The sequence below is a fragment of the Streptosporangium sp. NPDC023615 genome (assembly GCF_040640155.1).
Taxonomy (GTDB): Bacteria; Actinomycetota; Actinomycetes; order Streptosporangiales; family Streptosporangiaceae; genus Streptosporangium.
The window spans coordinates 47,496-74,052 of sequence record NZ_JBFABE010000040.1 but is presented as its reverse complement, the minus strand read 5'-3'; the positions used below and the strand labels follow the sequence as shown (position 1 = coordinate 74,052).

Annotated in this window: 19 protein-coding genes; 5 read left to right on the top strand and 14 right to left on the bottom strand. The window is 75.1% G+C overall.

Annotation, left to right across the window (positions count from 1 at the left end; all coding sequences use genetic code 11):
* On the bottom strand, positions 1–7,534 hold a 7,534-nt coding region (locus tag AB0G16_RS25010; RefSeq protein ID WP_362809476.1), incomplete at its 3' end, for an acyltransferase domain-containing protein.
* 264 nt (positions 7,535–7,798) lie between these two features.
* On the opposite strand from AB0G16_RS25010, the gene AB0G16_RS25005 reads away from it, so the two are divergent.
* On the top strand, positions 7,799–9,217 hold the full coding sequence (locus AB0G16_RS25005; protein ID WP_362809473.1) for a condensation domain-containing protein: 1,419 nt from the start codon (positions 7,799–7,801) through the stop codon (positions 9,215–9,217).
* A gap of 26 nt (positions 9,218–9,243) precedes the next feature.
* Entirely contained in the window at positions 9,244–10,992 is a 1,749-nt protein-coding gene (locus AB0G16_RS25000) for an AMP-binding protein (protein ID WP_362809470.1), read from the top strand.
* Positions 10,993–11,196: 204 nt separating this feature from the next.
* On the opposite strand, the gene AB0G16_RS24995 is transcribed toward AB0G16_RS25000, so the two are convergent.
* A complete protein-coding gene (locus tag AB0G16_RS24995; protein ID WP_362809467.1) occupies positions 11,197–11,466 on the bottom strand; it encodes a phosphopantetheine-binding protein in 270 nt (89 codons plus the stop codon).
* 205 nt (positions 11,467–11,671) lie between these two features.
* Between AB0G16_RS24995 and AB0G16_RS24990 the strand changes: the two genes are divergently transcribed.
* Genes AB0G16_RS24990 through AB0G16_RS24980 form a run of 3 tightly spaced genes read left to right on the top strand, consistent with a single transcriptional unit; the run spans position 11,672 to position 15,604 of the window.
* A complete protein-coding gene (locus AB0G16_RS24990) occupies positions 11,672–13,525 on the top strand; it encodes a condensation domain-containing protein (protein WP_362809464.1) in 1,854 nt (617 codons plus the stop codon).
* Between the two features lie 5 nt (positions 13,526–13,530).
* Complete coding sequence (locus AB0G16_RS24985) at positions 13,531–14,421, top strand: hypothetical protein (protein ID WP_362809461.1); 891 nt, start codon at positions 13,531–13,533, stop codon at positions 14,419–14,421.
* A 4-nt stretch (positions 14,422–14,425) separates the two neighbouring features.
* Positions 14,426–15,604: a cysteine desulfurase family protein gene (locus AB0G16_RS24980; protein ID WP_362809458.1), complete on the top strand. Its 1,179-nt coding sequence runs from the start codon at positions 14,426–14,428 to the stop codon at positions 15,602–15,604.
* On the opposite strand, the gene AB0G16_RS24975 is transcribed toward AB0G16_RS24980, so the two are convergent.
* From AB0G16_RS24975 to AB0G16_RS24920, 12 genes are all read right to left on the bottom strand, one after another.
* Positions 15,591–16,619 carry a hypothetical protein gene (locus AB0G16_RS24975; protein WP_362809455.1) on the bottom strand — a complete coding sequence of 343 codons (1,029 nt, stop codon included), beginning with the start codon at positions 16,617–16,619 and terminating at the stop codon, positions 15,591–15,593. The genes AB0G16_RS24980 and AB0G16_RS24975 overlap by 14 nt on opposite strands.
* The gene (rfbA, locus tag AB0G16_RS24970) at positions 16,610–17,509 is read right to left on the bottom strand and encodes a glucose-1-phosphate thymidylyltransferase RfbA (RefSeq protein ID WP_362809452.1); all 900 of its coding nucleotides are present in this window, start codon (positions 17,507–17,509) and stop codon (positions 16,610–16,612) included. Before rfbA ends, AB0G16_RS24975 begins: the two co-directional genes overlap by 10 nt.
* A 25-nt stretch (positions 17,510–17,534) precedes the next feature.
* Entirely contained in the window at positions 17,535–18,788 is a 1,254-nt protein-coding gene (locus AB0G16_RS24965) for an ABC transporter permease (RefSeq protein WP_362809449.1), read from the bottom strand.
* Complete coding sequence (locus AB0G16_RS24960; protein WP_362809446.1) at positions 18,785–19,951, bottom strand: ABC transporter permease; 1,167 nt, start codon at positions 19,949–19,951, stop codon at positions 18,785–18,787. The genes AB0G16_RS24965 and AB0G16_RS24960 overlap by 4 nt, the downstream gene beginning before the upstream one ends.
* A 14-nt stretch (positions 19,952–19,965) precedes the next feature.
* Positions 19,966–20,952 (bottom strand): ABC transporter ATP-binding protein, encoded by a 987-nt coding sequence (locus tag AB0G16_RS24955; protein ID WP_362809443.1) that lies wholly within the window; start codon positions 20,950–20,952, stop codon positions 19,966–19,968.
* On the bottom strand, positions 20,949–21,965 hold the full coding sequence (locus AB0G16_RS24950; RefSeq protein ID WP_362809440.1) for a right-handed parallel beta-helix repeat-containing protein: 1,017 nt from the start codon (positions 21,963–21,965) through the stop codon (positions 20,949–20,951). Before AB0G16_RS24950 ends, AB0G16_RS24955 begins: the two co-directional genes overlap by 4 nt.
* Entirely contained in the window at positions 21,965–22,492 is a 528-nt protein-coding gene (locus tag AB0G16_RS24945) for a 4'-phosphopantetheinyl transferase superfamily protein (protein ID WP_362809437.1), read from the bottom strand. The genes AB0G16_RS24950 and AB0G16_RS24945 overlap by 1 nt, the downstream gene beginning before the upstream one ends.
* A gap of 70 nt (positions 22,493–22,562) precedes the next feature.
* The gene (locus AB0G16_RS24940) at positions 22,563–23,342 is read right to left on the bottom strand and encodes an alpha/beta hydrolase (RefSeq protein ID WP_362809435.1); all 780 of its coding nucleotides are present in this window, start codon (positions 23,340–23,342) and stop codon (positions 22,563–22,565) included.
* Between the two features lie 22 nt (positions 23,343–23,364).
* Positions 23,365–24,213, bottom strand: a complete 849-nt coding sequence (locus tag AB0G16_RS24935) for a nuclear transport factor 2 family protein (protein ID WP_362809432.1) — start codon at positions 24,211–24,213, stop codon at positions 23,365–23,367.
* A complete protein-coding gene (locus AB0G16_RS24930) occupies positions 24,213–24,731 on the bottom strand; it encodes a phosphopantetheinyl transferase (protein WP_362809429.1) in 519 nt (172 codons plus the stop codon). The genes AB0G16_RS24935 and AB0G16_RS24930 overlap by 1 nt, the downstream gene beginning before the upstream one ends.
* Entirely contained in the window at positions 24,728–25,651 is a 924-nt protein-coding gene (locus AB0G16_RS24925) for an ACP S-malonyltransferase (RefSeq protein WP_362809426.1), read from the bottom strand. Before AB0G16_RS24925 ends, AB0G16_RS24930 begins: the two co-directional genes overlap by 4 nt.
* A 31-nt stretch (positions 25,652–25,682) precedes the next feature.
* Positions 25,683–26,552 carry an alpha/beta fold hydrolase gene (locus AB0G16_RS24920; protein ID WP_362809423.1) on the bottom strand — a complete coding sequence of 290 codons (870 nt, stop codon included), beginning with the start codon at positions 26,550–26,552 and terminating at the stop codon, positions 25,683–25,685.
* Between the last annotated feature and the right edge of the window lie 5 nt (positions 26,553–26,557).

Here is a 26,557-nt window from a genome sequence, read left to right as displayed (position 1 = left end):
CCAGCACGGCGGCCAAAGCTTCACGGTCGGACACATCACACGCCACGACCGTGACACGGGCGCCGAGCTCTTCGAGGTCGGCCACCAGGGCGCCGGCGCCCGGCGCCGCCGGGCCGCGCCGCGACAGCAACAACAGATCCCGCACCCCGTGACCCGTCACCAGCCGGCGCGCCACCAGCGCACCCAACCCGCCGGTACCACCGGTCACCACCACCGTCCCCGCCATCCCCGACACCGGTGCTCGCGAGGACTCGGCGGGCACCTCACGCCGTACCAGGCGCGGTGCCAGCAGGTCCTGTCCGGCGGTGGTGAGCTGGGTCTCACCGGCGGTGATCGCGGCGGCCAGCCGTTCCCAGCCGGAGAAGCCCGGCGCGACCTCGGCCAGGACGAACCGGCCGGGGTGCTCCGACTGCGCCGATCGCACCAGCCCCCACACCGCCGCCACCTCGGGGCCGCCCGGGCGGGTGACGAACACCAGCCGGGACCCGGCGAACCGCTCGTCGGCCAGCCAGCCCTGTGCCAGGTCGAGCACCTCGCGCAGGGCGTCGTGGGCGGTGTACGGGAGGTCGTCGTCGTCGGCGTGAACGGGCGCCAGCACCAGGCCGGGGACGCGGCCGGCGCTCATGCCGGCCAGCGAGGCGAGGTCGTAGTGGCGCGGCACGGCGATCCCCGCCCGCTCCAGCTCGGCCCCCAGCTCGTCGGCCGTCTCGTCGTAGCCGACCAGCGCCCAGTCCCCGCCGTCCGAACCGCCGTCCGGTCCGGCACCTGCCCCGTCGCCCGTCGCGACCTCGGGCACGGACACCGGCACGGGCGGTTCGGCCCATTCGAGGGTGTAGGAGACGGTGGCGGGGGCGGGGCGGGCGGCACCTCTGGGCAGGCGGCGCAGCGCCAGCGTCTCGACGGCGGCGACCTGGGCACCCGACCCGTCGAACAGGGTCAGCGCGATCCGGTCCTCACCGAGGTCCGTCATGCGGGCGCGCAGCGTCTCCGCGCCGAGCGCGGTCACCCGCACGCCGCTCCAGGAGAACGGCAGCAGCAGCGCTGCGGGGTCGTCGGCCGACTCCAGCACCACCAGGTGCAGCACCGCGTCCAGCAGGGCCGGGTGCAGGACGAACCGCCCGGCGTCGGCGCGTACCCGGTCGGGGGGCGTCACCTCGACGAAGGCGTCACCGCCCGCGCGCCAGGCGGCGCGCATCCCCTGGAACGCGGGACCGTACGCGTACCCGCGCTCGGCGAGCACGTCGTAGAGCCCGTCCAGGTCGACCGGGACCCCGTCGGGCGGCCAGGCGGGCAGGCGCTCGGGCGGGTGCTCCGGGGCCGGGCCGAGCAGGCCCGTGGCGTGGCGGGTCCAGGGGGCGTCGGCGTCGCCGGCCGGGCGGGCGTGGACGGCCACGGCGCGGCGGCCCTGCTCGTCCGGGCCGCCCACGGTGACCTGGACCTGGACGCCTCCCGTCGCGGGCAGCGGCAGCGGGGCCTCCAGGGTCAGTTCCTCGACGGCGTCGCAGCCGGCCGTGACGGCGGCGTGCAGCGCCAGCTCGACGAAGGCCGTGCCGGGCAGCAGGACGGTGCCGTCCACCGCGTGGTCGGCCAGCCAGGGATCGGTGCCGGTGGACAGCCGCCCGGCCAGCAGGAAGCCGCCGTCGGCCGCGAGCGGCAGCGCGGTGCCGAGCAGCGGGTGGCCGGAGCCGCCCTGGCCGTCGGCGGGGCCGGGGGCGAGCCAGTGCCGCCGCCGCTCGAAGGGGTAGGCGGGCAGGTCGTCGTCGTGGTGCCCGGCGGGGCCGAGCGCGGCCGGCCAGTTCACGGCGGCGCCCAGCACCCAGGCCTGGCCGAGTGCCTTGAGCAGCCTGGACGCGCCGCCGTCGCCGCGCCGCAGCGTGCCCGTGGCGCCTCCGGCGGCGCCGGCCGCCGCCAGCGTGTCCGTGACGTGGCCGGTGAGCACCGGGTGCGGGCTGGTCTCGACGAACACCGGCGTCCCGGTGGCGGCGACCGTCTCGATCGCCTGCTGGAAGCGGACCGGGTTGCGCAGGCTCGTGAACCAGTAGTCGGCCGTCAGCAGGGCCGGGTCGATGAACTCGCCGGCGTAGGAGGAACAGAACGCCACCTCGGTGTCGCGGGCCCGTACCCCGTCGAGGCTGCTCAGGATCTCCTCGCGCAGTTCCTCGATGTGCGGGGTGTGGGCGGCGTAGCCGATCGCGACCCGGCGGGCCTGGACGCCTTCGCCGCAGGCGGCGGCGCACTCCTCCAGCGCGTCGGCGTCGCCGGCCACCACGGTGCTGGACGGGCCGCTGTACACGGCCGGCCACAGGCGGCCGGCCCACGGCCGCAGCAGTTCCTCCGCACGGGCGGCGGGCAGTGACACGGCCAGCATGCCGCCCCTGTCGCCGAGCCGCGTCAGGGCCCGGCTGCGGAGCGCGACCACGCGCGCGGCGTCCTCCAGACAGAGCGCCCCGGCCGCGCACGCGGCGGCGATCTCGCCCTGGGAGTGGCCGACGACGGCCGCGGGGTGGACGCCGAGCGAGCGCCACAGCCCGGCCAGCGCGATCATGACGGTGAACAGCACCGGCTGGATGACGTCCGAGCCCTCCAGCGGGGGCGCGCCCTCGCGGCCGCGCAGCACGTCCACGACCGACCATCCGGTGTACGGCCGCAGCGCGCGGTCGCACCGGTCGACCTGGTCGCGGAAGGCGGGGGCGGCGTCGAGGAGGTCCGTGGCCATGCCGGCCCACTGGGAGCCCTGGCCGGGGAAGACGAACACCGGCCGGGCCTCGGCGGGCGCGGTCCCGGCGGTGACGGTGGCGTGCGGGGTCCCGGCGGCCAGGGCCGCGAGCCCGGCGAGCAGCTCGTCGCGGTCGCCGGCCACCACCACGGCGCGGTGCGGGAACGTGGCCCGCCTGGCCAGCGTCCGTCCGGCGTCGGCGAGCCGGGCGTCGGCGATCCCACCGGCGTAGGCGTGCAGGCGGGCCGCCTGGGCGCGCAGCGCGGGCTCGCTGCGGGCGGACACCACCCACACCGCCGGCCCGTTCGCCGTGTCGAGGACCGGGGGCGGCCCGTCCGTGCGCGCCTCCGAAGGTGCGCCCGAGGGCGCCTCCGCGTGTGTTCCCGGGGACGCGTCCGGGGAGGGGGCGGCCTCCAGGATGAGGTGCGCGTTGGTGCCGCTGATGCCGAAGCCGGAGACCCCGGCCCGCGCCGGCCGGTCCTGCGCCAGCTCGACCCGCCCGGTGAGCAGCCTGACCCCGGCCGAGGCCCAGTCCACGTGCGGCGTGGGGTCGTCGGCGTGCAGGGTTGGCGGCAGGGCGCGGTGTTCCAGCGCCTTCACCATCTTGATCACTCCGCCCACCCCGGCCGCCGCCTGGGTGTGGCCGATGTTGGACTTGAGCGAGCCGAGCCAGACCGGCCGCTCCGGGTGCCGGCCCTCGCCGTACACGGCGATGATCGAGTCGGCCTCGATGGGGTCGCCCAGCCGGGTGCCGGTGCCGTGCGCCTCCACGGCGTCGACCTCGGCGGGGGTGAGCCGGGCGTCGGCCAGCGCCTGCCTGATGACCTCGCGCTGCGCCTGGCCGTTCGGCGCGGTGAGGCCGTTGCTCGCGCCGTCCTGGTTGACCGCGCCGCCCCGCAGCACGGCGAGGACCGGGTGGCCGTTGCGGCGCGCGTCGGAGAGCCGCTCCAGCACCAGCATGCCCGCGCCCTCGGCCCAGCCGGTGCCGTCGGCCCGGGCGGAGAACGCCTTGCACCGCCCGTCGGGGGCCAGCCCGCCCTGCCTGCTGAACTCCACGAACATGCCGGGCGTCGACATCACGGTCACGCCGCCCGCGAGCGCCAGCGCGCACTCCCCGTGCCGCAGCGCCCGCATCGCCAGGATGATCGAGACGAGCGAGGAGGAGCAGGCCGTGTCCGTGGTGATCGCCGGTCCGCGCAGGCCGAGCGTGTACGCGACGCGGCCGGAGACGACGCTGAGCGCGGTACCGGTCAGCAGGTGGCCGTCGGACGCGCCGTCCGGCTGGTGCAGCCGGGGCCCGTAGTCGGGGGCCATGGCTCCCACGTAGACGCCGGTGGCCGAGCCCCGCAGGGTGGCCGGGTCGATACCGGCGCGTTCCACGGCCTCCCAGCAGATCTCCAGGAGTACCCGCTGCTGCGGGTCCATGGCCGTGGCCTCGCGGGGGCTGATCCCGAAGAACGCGGCGTCGAACCGGTCGGCGTCGTGCAGGAACCCGCCGTACCGGGTGTCGCTGGTGCCCGAGCGGCCGGCGGTGAAGAGCGCGTCGAGGTCCCAGCCGCGGTCGGCGGGGAACTCGGTGACGGCGTCGGTGCCGGTGCTGACCAGCCGCCAGAGGTCCTCGGGCGAGGCGACGTCGCCGGGGTAGCGGCAGCCCATGCCGACCACCGCGATCGGGTCGTCGTCCGCCCGGTCACGCGGGCCGTCACCGCCACCGTCGGCGCCGACGGCGCCGACGGTCCCGGTCCGGTCGCCGGTGAGCAGGGCGTGCAGGTGACCGGCCAGCCGGTCGGGCGTGGGGTGCTCGTACATCAGCCCGGCGGGAAGCCGCAGCCCGGTGGCCTCGCGCAGCCTGTCCCGCAGCTCGACGGCGGTGGCCGACTCCATGCCGAGGTCCTTGAACGTGCGCTCGGGCTCGACGCCGGTCGTGTCGTCGTGGCCGAGGAGCCGCGCCGTGACCGCCAGCACCAGCTCGCGCAGCTCCGCCCTGGACCTGCCGTCCCCCGCGGTGCCCGCCGTGCCCGCGGCGGCCGCCGTGTCCGGTCGCGTCCCGGGCGCGTCCGGAGCGTCCGGAGCGTCCGGAGCGTCCGGTCGTGCCGTACGGGGCGGCGGGACGGCCGCGGTGTGGCGGCGCTGGAACGGGTAGGTGGGCAGGTCCACCAGCCGCCCGCCGGGGCAGAGCCGGGACCAGTCCACCGGCGCGCCCTGGGCGTAGGCCTGGGCCAGTGACCGGGTCAGCCGCTCTGCGCCGCCCTCGCCACGGCGCAGAGTGGCGACCACGGCCACGTCCCGGCCCGCGTCCTCCGCGGTCTCCTCCACACCCGTGACCAGCACCGGGTGCGGGCTGCACTCCACGAACAGCGCGCAGTCCTCCAGGACGGCCCGCAGGGCGTGACCGAAGCGGACCGGGCGTCGCAGGCTGCTGTACCAGTAGGCGGCGTCGAGGCCGGCCGTGTCCATGGGCTCGCCCGTGAGCGTGGAGACGAACGCCGTCGTGCCGCTCACCGGCCGGATCGGGGCGAGCGCCTCCAGCACCTCGTCGCGCACCGCCTCCACCTCGGGCGAGTGGGAGGCGTAGTCCACAGGAATGATCTTGGTGCGGTGGCCGGGCAGCCGGGCCGCGAGCTCGGCCAGCGCCTCCCGGGGGCCGGAGACCACCAGCGAGCGGGGGCCGTTGAAGGCTGCCACGGACACGCCCTCGGGCAGGACCGGCTCGACCACCTCCAGGGGGGCGGCGACCGACATCATGCCGCCCCTGCCTCCCTTTCCGGCGATGCCGGCGATGGCGCGGCTGCGCAGCGCGACGACCCTGGCGGCGTCGGACAGGGTGAGCCCGCCCGCGACGGCGGCGGCGGCGATCTCGCCCTGCGAGTGGCCGACGACCACGTCGGGCCGCACGCCGTGGGCACGCCAGGTCTCGGCCAGCGCGACCATGACGGCCCACAGGGCGGGCTGCACCACGTCCACCCGGTCCAGGCCCGGGGCGCCGGGGCGTTCCTGGAGCACGTCCATCAGGGCGTGGTCGGTGAAGGGCCGGAGCGCCTCGGCGCACTCCGCCAGCCGCGCGCCGAACACCGGCGAGGCGGCGATCAGCTCACGCGCCATCCCCGCCCACTGCGAGCCCTGCCCGGGGAAGACGAAGGCGCATCCCCCGCCGGCGGCGGCGCCGGTGACGACGTCGTCGTGCGGGCGGCCCTCGGCCAGCGCGCGCAGCGCCTCCTGGCGCGCGGCGGAGTCCTGGGAGAGCACCACGGCACGGCGCTCGAAGGCCGTACGGGTCACGGCGAGGCTCAGCGCCACGTCCACGGGCCGCGCGCCGCCGACGCCCGCCCCCTCGGTCCCGGCGTCGGCGTCGTTCCCGATCCCGGTCCCGGCGTCGGCACCGGTCCCGGCGTCGGCGTCGGCGTCGACGGCGGTCCCGGCGTCGACGGCGAGCGCGGCCAGCCGTCCGGCCTGCTCGCGCACCGCCTGCTCCGTGCGTCCCGACACCACCCAGGGCGCCTCGGCGACGTCCGGGGCGTCCGCGACCTCCGGGGCGTCCGGACCGGCGGAAGGAGGCTCGGCGACGATCAGGTGGCAGTTCGTGCCGCCCATGCCGAAGGAGCTGACACCCGCCACCAGGCGGCCGCCCTGCGGCCAGGCGCGGGTCTCCCCCACCACCCGCAGGCGCAGCTCGTCCAGGGGGATCCGCGCGGGAGGCGCCTGGAAGTGCAGGCTGGCCGGGAGCCGGCGGTGCTTGAGCGCGAGCACCACCTTGAGCAGCCCGGCGATGCCCGCCGCGCCCTCCAGGTGGCCGATGTTCGTCTTGACGGAACCGACCAGGAGCGGCTCCGCGCGCCCGGCCCCGTACGCGGCGCCGAGCGCGGCCGCCTCCACCGGGTCGCCCACCCTGGTACCCGTGCCGTGCAGCTCGACGTAGCCCACGTCGCCCGGCGCGACCCCGGCCTCGGCGCAGGCGAGCCTGATGACCTCCTCCTGCGCCCGCGCGCTCGGCACGGTCAGCCCCTCGCCGCCGCCGTCGTTGTTGACGGCGCCGCCGAGGATCACCGCGTGTATCGGGTCGCCGTCGGCCAGCGCGTCGGCCAGCCGCTTGAGCACGACGACCGCGCCGCCCTCGCCGCGCACGTACCCGTTGGCCCGCTCGTCGAAGACGTGGCAGCGCCCGTCGGGCGACAGCGCGCCGAAGGCGCCGATGGCGGCGGTGGTCTCGGCGAGCAGGTTCAGGTTCACCCCACCGGCCAGCGCCAGGTCGCTCTCGCCGCGCCGCAGGCTCGCGCCGGCCATCTGCACCGCGACGAGCGACGACGACTGGCCCGTGTCCAGGGTGAGGCTGGGACCGCGCAGACCGAGCGCGTACGAGATCCGGTTGGCGATCAGCGCCCGGTTGACGCCGGTGTAGGCGTGCCGGCCGGGCCGCGCGGCCCTGTCGCTCAGCGCGGCGTAGTCCTGGGAGATGGCGCCGAGGAAGACGCCGGCGGCACTGCCGCGCAGGGCGGAGGGCAGGACGCGGGCGTTCTCCAGCGCCTCCCAGCCCAGTTCGAGCGCCAGCCGCTGATGCGGGTCCATCACCGCCGCCTCGTTCGGCGAGATGCCGAAGAAGGACGCGTCGAAGCCGTCCACGTCGGCCAGGAACCCGCCCCGGCGGTACTCGGCGGCGTCCGGCCGGCGGCCGGCGGGCGCGTCGGTGACCGCGTCCACGCCCTCGCGCAGCAGCCTCCAGAATCCCGCCGGATCGTCCGCCTGAGGGAGCCTGCACGCCATGCCGATGACGGCGATGGCGTCCGGCCCGCCTTTCCCGGCCTGCTGTCTCGACTCACTCATTAATACGCCACCCCAAGCCTCGGGCGTCCATCGGACACCGTTTATCCGAACGGCTGCGACGCGTTTATCGGCAACCGGAGGAGTTTGCGGCTATTGCATAGTGAGTGCGACCCTAATTGCCGGTCCTCACCCGGGCACATGGTCTGCGGGCGGCACCTTGTTACCGCCGTTTGTTGCCATCGCCTCCGACCGGTCCGAGCCTTGACCCCGGCTCCGGGGTCCGGGATGAATGACGGGCGGAGAAATCCGCGGGAGGAGGGGCGCATGCCCGTCGAGTCCCCGCTCAGCCATGGCCAGCTCTTCAGCTGGCGCGAGATCGAGCGGTATCCGGAGGATTGGCTGGCCGAGGCGAACCTGCCGACCACGTGGGATCTGCGTGGCCTGCCCATGGGGCGGGTGACGGCCGCGCTGGAGCGGCTCGTCGAGCGGCACGAGGCGCTGCGGACCACCTACGAGCCGGGCGGCGGCGCCCGCCCGGTCCAGCGCGTGCACGAGGACGTGGAGCTGCCGATCGAGCGGATCGACCGGGTCGTCACCGACCCCTCGGAGCACGAGCGCACCAAGGCCGAGCTGGTGGCGATGCCGTTCGCGATGGCCGGCGACCTCAACTGGCGCGGCCGGCTGATCAGTTCGGGGGGCGCCCCGATGTACCTGACGCTGGCGTTCTCCCACCTGATCGTTGACCTGTGGTCGATCCACCACCTGCAGGACGAGTTCAAGGCGCTGATGTCCGGCGCGGGCACGACGGCCTCCGCCCTGCCCTCCCCGTCGTCGCCGTCGCCGTCGGCGCCGTTGCCGGCGTCGGCACCGCCGCCGCCACCGCCGCGCGAGCTGGCGCGGCGGCAGCGCGAGGCGGCCTGGCGGCCCCGGCAGGAGGCCGCGGAACGCCACTGGCGCGCTGTGCTGGCCGAGGGGCTGACGGACGGGCTGCCGACGCTGCCCGCGCGGGTCAAGCGCGAGCGGCTGGAGCTGACCCTGCACTCGCGGCGCCTGGGCGGCCTGGCGGCGGAGGTGGCCCGCACGCACGGCGTCACCGCCCCGGCCGTGGTGATGGCGTTCGTGGCCGCCGGCCTGGCCAGGCACCTGGGCACCGACCGGGTCACGATGAGCCTGATGTCGTCCAACCGGTTCGCCCCGGAGGACCAGCAGCTCGTCGGCACGATGAACCAGCTCGTCCCGGTCGTCACGGAGGTGGACCGGCGGGCCACGATCGCCGAGCACATCAGGCGCCTGCACTGGGCGGGCACCCGGGCCTACCGCCACGGGTCCTACGACATCGACCGGATCGCCGAGGTGGCCGAGGCCGCCGGGTCGGTGCCCGAGCACGGCTGCTGGATCAACCACCTCTTCCGGGCCTGGTTCAACTACGTCCAGGTGGACCGCAGGCCGAGCGACCCGGCCGACCAGACGCCCGCCGAGCTGGCCTGGACGCCGCTGGCCCAGCCGTACGGGCAGGCGTTCCGGGTCCGGGTCGAGGTGCGCGGCGGGCGCACCGGCGTGCTCATGCTGGCCGACCCCGAGGTGCTGCCGGCACCGGCGATGGTCGACGTCATGCGGACGATCCCGCTGGGGATGCAGCTCGCGCTGACCGACCCCGGCCGGGCGTTGAAGGACCTGTGGGGCGCGGGCGAGGACCTGCCGCCGTCGCTGTTCCCGTCCCGCCTTCCCGAACCGCCCCGGTAGCGGCCGGGCCGTCACCTGGAGAGACCATGGCACGTACCCTCTACCGGTGGTTCGCCGATTCCGCGGCGCGTCTCGGCGACCGTACCGCCCTGGAGGTGGGCGGCGAGCGGTACGCCTACGCCGAGCTGGAGGCGATGTCCGCCCACCTCGCGGCGCGGATCGCGGACGCCTGCGACGGGCCGCCGGCGCGCGTGGGACTGCACGCGAACCGCGGCGTCCTGGCCTACGCCGGGTACCTGGCGATCCAGCGGCTGGGCGCGGCGGCGGTCCCGCTGAACCCGGCCGCGCCGGCCGCGCGCAACCGCCTGGTGGCCGCGTCCGCCCGCCTCGACCTCGTGCTGTCCGACGCCGCGCACGAGCCGCCGGATCTCACCGGGCCGGCGGGGCACGGCCCGCGCGTCCTGCGGGTGGACCCGGCGGACGTCCCGCGTGCCGTCCCCCCGCGGGAGGCCGGTGCCCTGCGGGAGACGGGCGCCGTGCGGGAGACGGGCTCCTTCCGGGAGGCGGACGCCGACGACCTGGCCTACGTGCTGTTCACGTCGGGCTCCACCGGCGTGCCCAAGGGGGTGCCGGTGCGTCACCGCGGCGTGGACGCCTACCTGCGGCACGTGATCCCCCGGTACGAGCTCGGCCTCGGCTGCCGCGTCTCCCAGACCTTCGACCTGACGTTCGACCTGTCGGTGTTCGACCTGTTCGCCACCTGGGGCAGCGGCGCGACACTCGTCGTGCCGGGCCGCTACGACCTGCTCAAACCGGCCGCTTTCATCGCCAGGGAACGGCTGACCCACTGGTTCTCGGTGCCGTCGGTGGTGTCGGTGGCCATGCGGCTGCGCCGGTTGGCGCCCGGGGCGATGCCGTCGCTGCGGTGGAGCCTGTTCTGCGGCGAGCCCCTCACCCTTCGCCAGGCCGACGCCTGGCGGACGGCCGCGCCCGGCAGCGTCCTGGAGAACCTGTACGGGCCGACGGAGCTGACGCTGAGCTGCACCGAGTACCGCCTGCCGGCCGACCGGTCCCTCTGGCCGGAGACGGTCAACGGCACGGTGCCGATCGGCCTGCCGTACCCGGGCGTCGATCACCTGGTGCTCGACGGGGACGGACGGCCCGCCGAGGAGGGCGAGCTGTGCCTGCGCGGGGTGCAGCGCTTCCCCGGTTACACCGACCCGGCGGTGAACGCGGGCCGGTTCGTCGCCTTCGACGGCGGTGCCGCCGTCCACGCCGGGACGGGGAACGCCACGACCTCGGAGGGCAGCACGGTCACGGAGAGCGCCACGGTCACGGAGGGCACCACGGTCACGGAGGGCACCACGGTCACGGAGGGCACCACGGTCACGGGGGACGCCACCGTCACCGGGGACGCCACGGTCGCGCCCGGGCTGTGGTACCGCACCGGTGACCGGGTGGCCTGGCGTGACGGGCTGCTGGTGCATCTGGGCCGGCTCGACCAGCAGGTGAAGATCTCGGGCCACCGGGTGGAACTGGGCGAGGTCGAGTGCGCCCTGCGCGGGCAGCCGGGGGTACAGGAGGCGGCCGTGCTGGCCGTGCCCGGCCCCGACGGCGAGCCGGAACTGGCGGCCGCCTGCACCGGCGCGGACCTGGACACGGTGACGCTGGTCAAGGGCGTCACACAGGTGCTGCCCGGGTACATGGTGCCCCGCTCGGTCACGCTGCTGGCGGAGCTGCCGCTCAACGCCAACGGCAAGGTGGACCGGCGCGCCCTGGCGGGCCTGCTGGACGGGGGCCCCGTACCGGCGGACGACCCGCGCCGGGAGTGCTGAGCGGCGAGACGGGCGGCCCGCGCCGGCGAGCGGTCGACCTCGGCGGACGACCGAGGCCGGTGGGCGGTCGATGCCGGCGGGCGCCCCACGCCGGGGGACGCCCCACGCCGGCGGGTGACCCGCGCGGTGGAGGACCACCGGCGGGTGACCCGCGACGGAACGATTCAGACCCCGTCGGAACGCCCAGGAAACCCCCGGAGAACCTCAGAACGCCCGGGGACGACCGGGTCCGATCGTCATCAGCGTGGACAACGCCCCCCACAGCGAGCCGACGGTCGCGAACGTGGCCTCGTCCAGGATCTCGTCGGGCAGCTCGACCGCGTAGCCGTTCTCGATGTCGACGAGCAGGCGCACGACGCCCATCGAGTCGAGGCCGAGCGCGGACAGCTCGTCACGGGCGGTCAGGCCGCCCGTCTCCGCGTACGGCAGATGCGCGCGCAGAATACTCTGGAACTGATCGGGTATTTCCAGCATCGCGTTACCTCCTATCCGGCGGTGAATATTCGCCGATATCGAGGCTGCCGAACGGCGGGGCACCGGTCAAGGCGACAGGGAACGCATGTCTGGCAATTTATTCCGGGCCGGAACCTGCCATTGAGCAGTGGTTGTGCCACCCGCGGGAAAAGTCGATCCTCGAACCCATAGGGGGTCATGCGACAACCGCTGGGGGTGGGAACCGGTGAAATCCGCGAACCTGTGCTGGGGGCAGCGCCACATGTGGCTGCGGTTCCATCAGTTGCCGCCCCGGCACCGGCGTGAGACGCACGTGGTCCTGCGCTTCGACCTGCCCGCGGGGCTCACGGTCGCCGCCTGCCGGGCGATGCTCACCTACCTGGTACGCCGGCACGAGATCCTGCGCACCACCTTCGACCTGTCCCCGGAGCCCGCGCAGCGGGTGCACCCTCCCGCGCCGCTCCCGGTCACGGTGGCCACCACCGAGCGGGACGGCACGCCCGCGCCCGCCGACGTGGTCGAGGAGCTCGGCGGCAGGCCGTTCGACCTCGCCGGCGAGTGGCCGATCCGGGCCTGCCTGATCACCACGGGTGGCGTGCCGCGGCACTGCGTGCTGGTGTTCAACCACCTGGCCGTGGACGTGTGGACGCTGGGTGAGATCAAGCGGGAGCTGCGGACGCAGGGCGCCGGCATCGCCGCCCGCCGCCCGGCCGCCCTGCTCCCGGTGAGCCGCCAGCCCGCCGACCTGGCCCGGTACGAGGCCTCGGCCGACGCCGCCATCGTGGCGTCGCGGGCCATGGCGTACTGGCAGGAGGAGGTGGCGGGCCTGCCCGCCGACCCGTTCGCGACGCGGCGCGGCGCCCCGCACGAGCCGTCCGCCCCGCTCGCGACGCCGCCCTCGACCGGACGGGACGCCCGGCACGCGACACCGGGCACCCCGCCGGAGCCGCCCGCGCGGCACGCGACGCTGATCTCGCCGGCGATGCTGGGGGCCTCGCGGCGGATCGCCGCCCGCCACGGCGTGTGGCCGTCGCTGGTGCACGTGGCCGCCTACACCGCGATGATGGCCGCCTACACCGGCCAGGACGACGTGGCGCACCTGGCGTTCGTCAGCAACCGCGAGTCGCACCCCTGCCCGGACGTGCTGACGTGCATGTTCTCCCCGATGCTGGTGCGCGTCGGCTGCGCCGGCGACCCGTCGTTCGGCGAGCTGCTGCGCCGGGCGGCGGCCGCGTACGAGCGTGCCGGGGAGCACGCGTACGTGCCCTACGACAAGGTCGTCGAGATGGTGTCGCGGGAGGGTTCCCGGCGCGGCACGGCCGTACGGCTGGGCTCGGAGGTCAACTTCATCAAGCAGCGCACCCGCGAGTACGGCGGCCGGCGCACCGCCTTCACCTGGAACCCCGTCCCGGAGGCCTGGGCGCACAACGACTCCGACACCTACCTGCGCGTGGACGAGTGGTGTGACGCCGTCGCCCTGTCGCTCCACGCCGCCTCGCCCGTCATGGACGCCGTCGCCGTGGAGCGCTTCCTGCGCGGCATGGAGGCCCTGGTACTCGCCCACGACCCCGGCCCCGCCCTCACCACCCCTGCCGCCGATCCCGCCGATCCCGCCGCCCCCGCCGGCCCGCCGCTGGGCGAAGCGGCCCGGACGGCCGGCTTCGGACCACCCCGTGGTGCCCCCGTCGCGTCCCCGATCGAGACCTGGGACGGCGTGACCGGCCCCGCCGCCCTGGCGCTGGCCGACGCCGTGCGACGGGCGCACCGGCCCGGCGACCTCGGCGCCGACCTCGACCTCTCCCACAGCTACACCCTCGCCGGAGGCCAGGCCCTGCGCATCCCGCAGGTGCTGGCCGAGCTCGCCCGCGGCGGCTGGGAGGGCCTGACCCTCAACCGGCTCGCAGGTCCCACCCCGCTGGGCGCGCTGGCCTCCCGCCTGGTCCCGGACCCGCGGAACGTCCCCGTCCGGAATCCCGCCGGGCCGGCCCCCGGCCCGGGGAACCCCCTCGTCCACGATCCCGCCCGGCCGGCCCCGGACCCGCGGAACACCCCCCTTCAGAACCCCGTGAATTCGGAGTGACGCACATGAACCACGTATCCACCGGCCAGGTGTCCAAGACCCACCGCCTGGTCGCCTCCGAGCAGGAGCTCCGCGACGCCATAGCCCGCGAACTGCCCGCCCAGGACCTCCCCGGCCTGGTCGTCATGGGCGGCCACTTCATGCTGTTCGAGGACGAGGCGTCCAGGCGGCTCGTCCCCGGCGTCATCGAGGAGCAGGCGGGCGAGACCATGCGCCGCCGCATCTCCGGCCGCGTCGGCATCTTCCCCGGCTACACCTGGGAGCTGTCGGCCGGGCTGCTGCGCGAGTACGCCGCGGCCGGGGTGGACTCCCGGCTGCTCCTGCTCGTCAACGACTGGCAGTACGTGCCGACGACGGGCCGGCCCGCGAGCGAGCTGCGCGCGGAGTTCTTCGAGGGCTTCACCGCGCTGCCCCCCTCCTACGAGAAGGTCCTGCGCGAGGCCGGGCTGTCGGCCGCGGACGTGCTGCCGAGCAGGAAGCACCCGCTGGCCTTCCCCGAGACGTGGCTGAAGTACCGCTTCCAGAAGGCCGCCGACCGGCTGGTCAAGCAGGGCCGCCTGGAGAAGCGCTACCTCGCCGGCGGGAGCGGGGACAGCGAGGTGGCCTTCCTCGACGCCGCCGGCAACTACCGCACGCTGATCAGCTGCGGCATCACCGGCTGCGCCGGCGAGATCACCGAGATGATCGCCGAGGTGTACCGGGCCGGCCACCGGGCGATCCTGATCTTCGCGCCGGGCGAGTGCCTGATGCCCGTGCAGACCGGAGTGGACATCGCGCTGAGCCTGTACGACCTGCCGGACATGCGGGTGGTGATCGCCGATCCCGGCGGCAGCGGCGAGATGTCCGTCCAGGACATCTACGACAAGCTCGTCACCGTCAGCACGTTCCGGAGCTGACGCCGTGAGGAAGGTCATCTATCTGGACGGCTGCGCGACGACGCGGGTGGACGACGAGGTGTTCGAGGCGATGCTGCCCTACCTCCGGGAGGAGTACGGCAACCCCTCGTCCCCGCACGTGCTCGGCAAGCGCGCGAGAAGGGCCGTGGACGCCGCGGCCGCCTCGGTGGCCGCGCTCCTGGGCGCGGACCCGGCCGACGTGGTGTTCACCTCCGGCGCGACCGAGAGCAACAACCTGGCACTGCTCGGCATGTTCGGCCACGACGACCGGGCTCCGGCCGGTGGGCTGTTCTGCCCGACCGACCACAAGTCGTCGCTGGCGATCGGCCGGGCGCTGGCCGGCCGGGGCGTGGACGTCCGCACGATGCGGGTCGGGCCCGACGGCGGGATCGACCTGGGGCACCTGGCCGGCCTGCTGGACCTGAACTCCAGGGTCGCGACCACGGCCTGGGTCAACAGCGAGATCGGCACCGTGCAGCCGGTGGCGGCGATGGCGGCGCTCTGCCACGGGGTGGGGGCCGTGCTGCACGTGGACGCCGCGCAGGCCGCCGGGCGGATCCCGCTGCGCGTGCGGGAGGCCGAGATCGACACGCTGGCGCTGTCCGGGCACAAGATCCGCGGTCCCAAGGGCGTCGGCGCGCTGTACGTCCGCCCGGAGATCCGCCACCGGCTGCGGCCGGTCATGTTCGGCGGCGGGCAGTACGAGCTGCGCAGCGGCACGATCCCCACGCACCTGGTGGTGGGGCTGGGCAGGGCGTGCGAGCTGGCGCTGGCCCGGATGGACGCCGAGCGGCGGCGGGTCGCCGAGCTGCGCGCCACCGCGCTGGACATGCTGCGGGCGGGACTGCCGGGCGTGCGCGTCAACGGCGGCCCGGACGGCGTGCCGCACGTGCTCAGCGTGGTCCTGCCCGGCGTGCGCGGGGAGAGCCTGGTCTCCAGCCTGTCGGCGGTGGCGCTGGCCACCGGGTCGGCGTGCAACTCCGGCTCGCAGGAGCCCTCGCACGTGCTGACCGCGATCGGCCTGGGCGCGGAGGACGCCAACAGCACGGTCCGGATCTGCCTGGACGCCCGGATGCCGTTCGAGGACCTGGTGCTCGGCCTGGACCTGGTGATCGAACGGGCCCGCGACCTGGCGGGCGTGGCCGTCGCCATGGGCGGCCACGCCCCCGTCAGCCCGTCTTGAGGAACTTCCTGGCCGCTTCCACCCCCGCCTGGAAGCGGCTGGTGGCGTCGAGGTCGCGCATGAGGGTGGCGATGTGCCGGCGGCAGCTCCGCACCGACATGCCGAGCTTGCGGGCCACGACCTCGTCGGTGTAGCCCTTGGCCATGAGCGCGGCGATGGACTGCTGGAGGTCGTCGGCGACGGTGCCGTAGCCGAACTCGACGCCCTCCAGCGGCGTCGCGGTCTCCCACAGGTGGTTGAACATGTCCAGGAAGAACCGGGCGATCCCCTGGTTGCGCACCCGGGCGAGGGTGACGTCCCCGTCACCGCCGCCCTCGCCCTCGCCGAACAGGGCCACGAGCGAGCGGTCGAAGACGATGGCCGAGCGCGGCACGTGGCTGACGGTGTAGACCTCCACGCCGGCGTCGGTCAGCCGCTTCATCACCAGCCGCGTGGTCACGTCGGCCCGGCTGCGGTGCTGGCAGATGACCCGCACGGTCACGCCCCTGGCGACCAGCACCAGGAACATCTGCGACAGGTCCCCGGCCTCGCTCACGCCGGCCTGCAGGACGAGCAGCTCGTCGCGGCAGGCGTCGCCGGCCGTCTTGAGGAAGCCGCGCACCTCCATGGCGCCCACCAGGTACTCCACGGTGCTGGGCGCGGAGTCGCCGCCGCCCCCGGCGCCGAGGACGCCGGCCCGCTCGCGGATCTGGTCGATGAGCTCGCGCCGCCGGTAGATCTCCCGCTCGACGGAGGAGACCATGGAGGCGACCGCGAGGTCGGGGTCGACCGGCACGAACCGGCCGCCGAGGCCGCCGGCGCCGTCGGCGCCGTCGGCGCCGTCGTCGGTGCGCAGCAGGCGGTTCTCCACCAGGTGCCGCACCGCCTCGCTCACCAGGCCGGCGTCGATCCCCAGGTCGGCGGCGGCCACGTCGATCGCCTCGATCGCCCCCTTGCGGGTGGCGTAGTGGTACACATCGGTCACATGCTCGCCGTCGGAGGGCGACCTGCCGGTGAACAGGGTCGTCATGGACATGATGGTGACTCCTTACTGTTCGCGAACCGCTCGGCCACCGAGATGACGTACTGGCCGTAGGCGGACGTACCGAGTTCGGCGCCGAGCCGGTGACAGGTCTCGGCGTCGATGTAGCCCATGCGGAGGGCGATCTCCTCCAGGCAGGCGATCCGCACGCCCTGCCGCTGTTCCATGAGCTGGACGTACTGGCTCGCCTGCAGCAGCGACTCGGGGGTCCCGGCGTCCAGCCAGGCGAAGCCCCGGCCGAGGTCGACCACCTTGGCCCTGCCGCGTTCGAGGTAGGCGCGGTTGAGATCGGTGATCTCCAGCTCGCCGCGCGCGGACGGGGTGAGGTTCTTGGCGATGTCGACCGCGTCGCCGTCGTACAGGTAGAGGCCGACGATCGCGCGGTTGGAGCGGGGTTCCCGCGGTTTCTCCACGATGGACAGCAGCCGGCCGTCCGGTGCCGTCTCGGCGATGCCGTACCGGTGGGGGTCGCCGACCGGGTAGCCGAACAGCACGCAGCCGTCCACCTGGCGGCACTCGGTGCGGAGCAGTTCCTGGAAGGAGTGGCCGTGGAAGACGTTGTCGCCCAGGACGAGCGCGACCGGGTCTCCGCCGATGTGGTCGGCCCCGATCAGGAGGGCCTCGGCGATGCCGTTGGGCTCGGGCTGCTCGGCGTAGTCGAGGCGGAGCCCGAGCTGGGAGCCGTCGCCGAGCAGGCGCCGCAGCTGCGGCAGGTCGCGGGGCATCGTGATGATCAGGATGTCCCTGATGCCGGCCAGCATGAGCACCGACAGCGGGAAGTACACCATCGGCTTGTCGTTGACCGGCAGGAGTTGCTTGGAGACCGCCAGCGTGCTGGGCAGCAGGCGGGTGCCCCGTCCTCCGGCGAGCAGGATGCCCTTCATCGCGTTCCCTCCCTTCGCCCGGCGCTCACGTGCGGGCCGGGGTGCGGCGGTTGAACAGGACCAGTGAGACGGTCAGGAGCAGGGCCGCCATCCCGGCGAGCACGCCGAGCTGGGGCAGGACCGAGGTCAGGCCGGCGCCGGGTTCGGTGAGCGTCAGCAGCGCGTCCATCCCCCAGGCGTGCGGGAAGAGGTGGCCGATGGCGTCGATCACCTCCCCGGAGGACTCGCGCGGCCACAGGCAGCCGCCGAGCATGCCGAGGACCACGCCGAGCGGCGGGCCGATCGCCGGGGCCTGGTCGGGCGAGCGCAGCAGCGTGCCGACGAGGATCGCGGCCCCGGTCGAGACGAGCGCGAACACCCCCACGACGGCGGCCACGCCGAGCGGGTCCCCCCAGGACACGCCGAACACCAGCGCGCTGACCACCACGATGATCGTGGCCTGGGCGAGCGCGACGAGCAGGCGGCTCAGCGCCTCGCCCAGCAGCACCGACCGGCGCCGCACGGGCGCGGTGAGGGCGCGCTGCAGCATTCCCAGGCGGCGGCTCTCCACCATGGCGGCCGCCACGGCCATCGAGTTGATGAAGGTGAACAGCAGCAGGTTGGCCGGGGCGGTGTACGCGAAGCCGCGCGGGTCGCCGACGCCGGCGGACGAGCCGGTCACGCCGACGCGTCCCGACTCGGCCTGGGCGCGGCGTACGTACGCCGCGGCCTGTTCGGGGGTGGCGCCGGCGGTCACGGCGGCCCCGGTGGCCTCCAGGACGGCGGCGACCCTGGCGACGGCGCCGTCGACGGCACCGCGGGCGGCCAGACCGCTGCCGTTGGTCTGGGTCACGACGAGGTCCAGGCGGGAGGCGCCGGGCGTGATGATCAACCCGGCGGCCAGCGCGCCGGTCCGCACGCCGGATCGCACGTCCCCGGCCGCGTCCATCAGCCGCACGTCCAGGTCGGGGCTGCGGCGCAGCTCGGCGAGCAGGGAGGCGGTGACGGTGTCGGAGCCGGGGGCGACGACGCCGACGGGGAGGCGGGACGAGCCGGTGCCGCCGCCGAGCGTCATGCCGACGAACAGGATGGACACGAACGGCATGACGAGCATGAAGAACAGGCCGGTGCGGTCGCGGGTGAGTCTGCGCAGGTTGGCGGCCACCAGGGCGGTCACCGGGCTCGGCCGGAGCGTCCCGGCGGGAACGGGCCTGCCGGGGGGTGTGACGGTCGCGGGGGGCACGGGCGTCGTGGGTGCCGTGAGGGTCGCGGGAGGCACGGGCGTCGTGGGGGTGGTCACAGCAGCATCCCCTTCCTGAGGCCGGCGACGGCCAGGCCGCCCGTGACGAGCGCGATCGCCAGCAGGGCGGCGATCGGGCCGGCGACGGCGGTCACGCCCGCTCCGGACCCGGCCAGTTCCGCCAGCGCCGTGGAGGTCCAGCCGTTCGGCGTCAGCAGCGCCACGGTCTGCAGCACGCCGGGCAGGTTGTGCAGCGGCACGAGGCTGCCGCCGAGGAACGCCATCACGAACGAGATGACCATGATCACCCCGTCGGCCTGGGCGTCGGTCCTGACCCGGACGGCCACCAGCATGGTGATCGCGGCGGCGGCCAGCACGTGGGCGGTCAGCACGGCGAGCACGGCGAGCGGGTCGCCCCAGCTCGACCCGAAGATCAGCGTGCCGGAGAGCCAGGTGGCGCAGACGCCGACCATGGCCAGGGCGAACCCGACCACGGCCTTGCCGGCGACCGGGACCCAGGCGGCCACCGGTCCGGCCCGTATCCGGTCGAGGGTGCCGAGCTTGCGCTCGGTGAGCAGGCTGCGGAACGACGCGCCCACGACGAAGAAGGCGAACAGCGCCGCCATGCCGGAGCCGTAGTAGACCGCGAGGTCCACCTTGCCGCCGGCCAGCGGGTCGCCGGTGAGGGTGAGGGCGGGCCCGGCCGCGCCGTTGCGCTCGACCAGTTCCTTGACGCGGTCCCCGGGCGTCCCGGCGAGCAGGGCCGCGCGTACCGCCAGTGTCCTGGCGTCCACGACCGCGGAGATGCGGTCCACGACGGCGCTCGCGACCACGCCGGCCAGCGGCGAGCGGGGCGAGGTCAGGACGGTGACGTCGCCGCCCTCCCCCGCGCCGACGCCGCGGCTGAACCCGGCGGGGAAGACGACGGCCGCGCCGATCTCGTCGGCGGCGAGGGCCCGCCGCGCCTGCGCCTCGCCGGGCAGGTCGCGCAGCGTCACGCTGCCCTTGAGCTCCTCGTCGGCCGTCACCTCGCGCCGCACGCCGGCGGGGAACTCGCCGCCGTCCAGGTCGACGAAGCCGATCGTGGCGCGCAGCGGCGGGTCGTCGCCGCCCAGCGCCAGCCCGAACAGGGTGGCCAGGGTGACCGGCACGAGGATCGCGATGACGATCGCGGTGCCGTCGCGCAGCCGGGTGCGCAGTTCGAGTGCGCTCACCGTGAGCATGGCTCGCCACATGGTCAGTCCCGGAGGGTGGTGCCGGTCAGGTGGAGGAAGGTCGCCTCCAGGTCGGGTTCGACGACCTGGGCGGCCGTCACGACGGCGTGCCCCTGCACGGCGGTGATGAGCGACGGCAGCAGGTACCTGCCGCCTTCCGCCATCAGGCGTACGGAGGCGGTCCCGGTCCTGGCGGCCTCGGTCACGCCCCTCACGGCGCGCAGCTCGGCGAAGGCGGTCTCGACGTCGCCGTCGAGCACGAGCTCGACGGTGTCGGCGCTGCCGACCAGGGAGACCAGCTCGCGGCGGGTGCCGTCGGCGACGATGCGCCCGCGGTCGATGATCGCCACCCGGTCGCAGACCCGCTCGACCTCCTCCATGTAGTGGGAGGTGTACAGCAGCGCCATGCCCTCGGAGACCAGGTTCTCCAGGCCGTCGAGGATGGCCTTGCGGCTCTGCGGGTCCACGCCCACGGTGGGCTCGTCGAGGATGAGCACCTCGGGACGGTGCAGCAGGGCGGCGCCGATGTTGATGCGCCGCCTCATGCCGCCCGAGTAGGTGTCGAGCCTGGTGTCGGCCCGGTCGGCGAGGCCGACCAGTTCGAGCACCTCGGCGATGCGCGCGGCCAGGGCGCGGCGGCGCAGGCCGAAGATCCTGCCGAAGAAGCGCAGGTTCTCCCGGCCGGTCAGCTCGGGGTAGAGGGCGATCTCCTGCGGTACGTAGCCGATCCTGGACTTGGCGCGCAGCGGCTCGGCGGCCAGGTCGACGCCGCCGACCGTGACGGTGCCCGTGTCCGGCCGCAGCAGCCCCACCAGCATGGAGATCGTGGTGGTCTTGCCCGCGCCGTTGGGGCCGAGCAGGCCGTAGGCCTGGCCGGGGGCGACGGAGAAGCCGACGTCGTGCACGGCGACCAGGTCGCCGTAGCGCTTGCCGAGGCCCAGACAGGACAGGGCCGCGGTCGTGGTGGCCGTCGCGGTCGTCGCGGCCGTGGCGGCCGTCGCGGCCGTCATCTCCGCCACCCCGGCGCTTCCGGCGGGTCGCCCTTGGCGGCGCTGTTGGCGGCGAACGCCTGCCGGGCCAGGTCGGCGCCGAGCTGGTAGTCCAGCGGGGTGTTGCCGGCGACGCGGTTCCACAGCACGTGGCAGTCGAGGACGTCGTCGCCGCCGAAGTCGGCGGAGGAGCCCATGACGAACCCGGCGCCCATCACCGACTCGCCGCCGGGGTGGTTGTCGTGGATGTGGTTGTCGACGACGGTGACGCGGTGGGTGCCGATCAGGGCGAGGCCGACGCCGGAGATCGGCGGCCCGGCGGCGCCCAGGCCGCCGGGTTCGGCTCCGGCGGCCAGCGTGTTGCCGTACAGGTCGTTGCCGGCCACCAGGCAGTCGCGCACGCCGCCCTCGGGCTCGCCCTCGTAGATCTGGTTGAGCATCAGGACGCCGATCGCGTTGCCGTGGCAGGCGTTGCCCCGCAGCGCGGCGCCGGAGGAGTTGTCCACGAAGACGCCGAACGCGTTGGCGAAGCACTCGTTGCCGGTGATCTCGGCGGCGGAGCGGGGGCAGAAGCTCAGGGCGACGCCGCCGTACTGGCTGCCCGAGGCGCGGCAGCGCGTGACCGCGCAGCCGGTGGACTCGCGCAGGTAGATCCCCCAGACGGCGTTGTCGCGCGCCTCCACCTCGTGCACGCCCACCCCGGCGGCCGAGTGGGCGTAGACGCCGGCGCCGGAGAAGCCCCGCACCGTCAGCGCCTCCACGCGCACGTCGCCGACGGCGTCGCCGTGCACGGTGAGGCCGCTGACGACGTCCTCGGCGGCGTCGTGCAGGCGGGGGACGTCGGGCGGCCCGCCGTCGCCCGGAACCAGCACCGTGCGCCCGGCCCCGGCGCCGGTCAGCGTCACGCCGGGATGCCTGATCCAGGCGCTCTGCGCGTACGTCCCCTCCCGCAGCAGGATGCGGGCGCCGGGGCCGCTCTCGTCCAGCGCCCGCTGGATCGACTCCCCCGGGTGGACCGTTCTCGTCGCGGACATCAGCTCTCCTCCCCCTGCGAATTCCCCTGTGGATCCCCTTGCGGATCCCTCCGCGAATCTCCCCGCGAGGCCGGCGGGCCGGCGTAGACGACGGCGACCGACACGAGCACCCCGCCGCCCTCGCCCCAGCGGGCGACGGCCGCGACCGTTCCCGGCGCGCCGGGGCTCAGCCGGGCCAGCGCCGCGCCCGCGCTGGCGCCGCGGACCGCGTACGCCGCCCCGGCGGTCAGCGGCAGCCCGGTGGAGGCGACCAGCTCGCCGGCGGCCTCGTCCAGCAGCGGCCCGGCCCACGGCGGCGGGGGCGCGGTCACGGCCTCGAAGTCGTGCCAGGTGAAGCCGGGCGGGCGCCCGCCGACGGCCTTGATGAGGCTCTCCTTGACGGAGAAGGCGACGCGGCCCGTTCCCAGGCTCCGCTCGGCCGCGGTGGCGACGTGGCGGGCGAGGGTCTCCCCGCCCCGGTCCGCGGCCCGGTCCAGCCGGCCGGTCTCCACGATGTCCACGCCCAGCAGGACGGCGGGCGGGCTCACGCGAACGCCCCGGCACGGACGGCGACGGCGACGGCGGGATCGCGCGGGCGCTCCGCCGCGGGCGGCGGCCTCACGCGAGCGCTCCGGCGCACCGGGTGACGAACGGGCCGAGCGCCGCGGTGTACTCCTCGGCGCACTCCACCATCGGGATGTGGCCGCTCTCCTCGACGACGAGCGTCTCGTGCCCCTCCCGGCCGGCGAGAAGTTCCAGCCATGGGGCCACCGGCGTCATCCGGTCGTGCCTGCCCCACACGTACAGGGCGGGGCAGGCGACCTTGTCCAGGGCGGGGGCGACGCGGTAGGCGCGGGTGGCCTTGAGGCTGCGGGCCATGGACACCATCGAGTCGGGGCGGTTGATGAGCTCGCCCGCCTCGGCCATGCGCTCGGCCGAGAAGTGGCAGCCCCGGTGGAAGAGCGCCGCCACCATGCGGCGGCCGAAGTCCTCGCCGGTCGGCCGGATGCTGCCGCGCCGGTCGAAGCTCAGCCCGACGTCCGGGTCGGCGGTGAGGCCGGGCGCCCCGCTCACCACGATGCCGCGCACCCGGTCGGGCCGGCGGCCCGCCAGGTCGATGGCGACCAGGCCGCCGAGGGAGTTGGCGCAGACCACGATGTCGTCCAGGCCGGCGGCGTCGCAGGCCGACAGCAGCGCGTCGCCGAGCCTCTCGATGGAGCCGGCCACCTGGCGCTCCATCGCGCAGATCGCCTCGTTCGTGCGCAGCACCGTGCGGCCCGCCCGCGCCAGGCTCTCGTAGGGGTGGTCCCAGATCCAGCCGCCGGCGAACAGCGCGGACATGAACACCACGGCCGGTGCTCGGTCACCGGGCCGGTGCTCGGTGGTGAATTCCCTCATCGTCAAGGCTCCAGTCACTCGGTCACAGCGTCGAGGCGTCGTCGGGGGTCCATCCGCAGTCGCAGGCCGCGCCCGTACCGGCCGCCACGACCTGCGCGCAGCCGGGGCAGCGGGCGTAGTCCCGCACGGTGGCGGGGTACCAGACGCTGGTGTGGACGCGCGTGCACAGCCCGCCCTTGAAGAAGCGGCGCATGGCCCGCTGGTGCGGCCGGGCGTGGACCGCGCGCAGCGATTCGGGCCGGTCGAAGGCGCTCAGCGTGAACTTGCGCCCGCCGACGTCGAACGTGGCCACGCCGAGGAAGCCGCGCGAGGCGCGCAGCGACTTGACGATCTCCACGCTGAGCAGGTCCACGTCGGCGGACTCGGCGTCGTCGCGGATCTCCAGCCAGGTCAGGACGAGCGCGCCGGGCCGCTCGGTGCGGCCGGTGGCGGTCCTGGCGCTCACGCCGAACTCGCGGCTCTCGTCGGCGGCGGGCACGAAGCGCGCGGTGTAGCCGAGCGCCTCGGCGACCGCGAGCCGGTCGAACACGCGCCGCACGTGCGTGCCGCCGGCGTCGGCGGTGACCAGGTCGAGGCCGGACACGGTGACGGTGCCGCCGGCCGCGGGCATGCCCAGGTACGCCTCGCGGTGGTCGGCCTCCAGGCGCCAGGACACGGCGGCGGCGTCCTCGTCGCCGGTGACGTGGTCGACCTGGAAGGTCAGGTTCCTGAATCGGGCCAGCGTGGCGGCGGCGTGCGCGGTCAGCGCCTCGCCGGCCAGCGGTCCGGGGCAGTCGGGGTCGGTGTAGGTGTCGGCGGTGGCCGCGACCGCCTCGGCGTCGCCGGCCAGCCACGCCTCCAGGTGCGCCTCGGCCGTCTTCCTGGCGTCCATCAGCCCTCCTCGTCTTCCGGCAGCCGCCGGGTGCGCACCGCCAGGGCGACCGCCCGGACGTCGGTGTGACTGATCGACACCCGGATCCATCCGGCGCCGCCGGACGTCGCGGGCCCTTCGGGATCGGCGGGCTCCTCGGGATCGGCGGGACCCGTCAGATCCGCGGGGCCCCGGGAGTCGCCGGGGCCGGCGGCGGGCGCGAGCGCCGCCAGGTCGCCGCGCAGGCGTACGACGGGCGGGTGCCCGCCCAGGCAGGCCCTGTCCGCCCGGCAGGCCGCGGTGGGGAGCGGCAGGATCTCCACCTGGCCGAGACGCTCGGGGGTCGGCGGCAGGCCGAGCAGCCGCAGGACGGCGTGCTTGGCGGCCAGCCGTCCCGCCCAGCGCTGCAGGGTGCGCCCGCCCGACGACCTGAGGCGCTCGGCGCGCGTGTAGACGACCTCCAGCGGCATGTCGCCGACGAGTTCGCGGGGGCCGCTGAGCCCGGCGTGCCCGACGATCGCGCTGCCCCACCGCCTCACGCCGCCACCGCCTTCGCCAGCCGCCTGAGGGTGGCGGGGTCGGCCATGCTCAGGCAGCGCACCCCGGTACGGCGGGCCAGCCCGGTGAGCACCTTGCTGTCGCCCACCTCGACGACGGACACCGGCCCGGGGGCCGGCGGGGCGGGCGCGACGGCCTCCATCGTGCGGGTCCAGCGGACGCGGCCGGTGAGCTGGGCGACCAGCGCGCCGCGCAGGACACCGAGGTCCAGGGTGGGCTCGCCGGTGACGTTGGGGACGACGGCCACGCGGGGCTCGCGCATGGGCACCCCCGCGACCGCCTCGGCCCAGGCGCGCTCGGCGCCGGCCATCAGCGGCGAGTGGAAGGCGTTGCCCACCTTCAGGGGCACGATCTTGTCGGCGTCGGCGGCGAGGTCCGCGAGCCGGTCGAGCGCGGCCCGCGAGCCCGACACCACCACGTGGCCGGGCGCGTTCTCCAGCCCCACCACGACCGGCTCCCCGGGCGCGGAGGCCGCCTCGGCGAGCTCCTCGACCCGCTCCACCGGCAGGCCCATCACCGCCGTCATCGCGCCGGAGGCGGCGACGCCGGCCATGAGCCGGGCGCGCAGCTCCACCAGCCGGACCGTGCAGTCCAGGTCCAGCACCCCGGCCGCGTGCAGCGCGCTCAGCTCGCCCACGCTGTGCCCGGCCACGACGGTGGGCTCGTACCCCTCCTCGTCGAGGACGGCCAGCGCGGCCAGGTTGCAGGCCGTGACCGCGATCTGGGCGTGCTCGGTGGCGACAAGCCGCTCGAGCGGCCCCCGGGCGCACAGCGGCGAGATCGGCCGGGCCAGCAGCGCGTCGATCCGGTCGAGGCGCCGCCGGGCCACCGGGCTGCGGTGCAGCCAGGCGCCCATGCCGACGCGGACCGTTCCCTGTCCGGGAAAGAGGTAGCCCAGCATGTCGTCGTCTCCCTTCGCCGGCCCTCGCCGGCTACAGCCGGCGCCGGGGGCGTCGTTCCTGGTGCGCGGGCCGTTCCGTGCCGAGGAAGCCGAGCAGCAGCTTGTTGACCTCGTCGGGGGCGTCCAGCGGGAGCCAGTGGCCGGCGTCCTCGACGCGCTCGTAGCGCCAGGGGCCCTTGACGTACTTGCCGGAGGCGGACATGCCCTCCTCCAGGAGCGCCTTGTCGCCCGCGCCCCAGATGCCGAGCGTCGGCGCGTACACCGGCGGGAACGGCCGGGCCGGGCGCAGCTCGGCCTCGGGCGAGCGGTTGGCCCGGTACCAGTTGAGCCCGGCGGTGAGCGCGCCGGGCCTGGCCAGGTCGCGCAGGTAGCGGTCGTGGTCGCCCTCGCGGCCCATGATCTCCTTGAACAGCCGCCAGCCGTTGCGCCGCAGCAGCTCCTCGCTCACCCCGGGGAACTGGTAGAAGAGCATGTACCAGGAGGCCGCGCGCTGCTCCAGCGAGGGCGTGGCGAAGACGCCGGGGTGACCGACCGACAGGACGGCCAGGTGGTCGAGCCTGCGCGGCATCAGGAACGCGTACATCCAGGCGATCGCCGCCCCCCAGTCGTGGCCGACCAGGTGCGGGCGCTTGATCCCCAGGTGCAGCGTCAGCGCCACGATGTCGTTGACGATGGTCTGCATCCCGTACGCGGAGGCCTCCTGCGGCTTGCCCGAGTCACCGAAGCCGCGCAGGTCGGGCGCGATGACCCGGAACCCGCCCTCGACGAGCGCCGGGATCTGGTGGCGCCACAGGTAGGAGGAGTCGGGGAAGCCGTGCAGCAGGATCACGGGGTCGCCCTCGCCCTCGTCCACGTAGGCGAGGTCCACGTCGTTGACGCGTACGGTTCTCTTCTCGGTCATGCCGT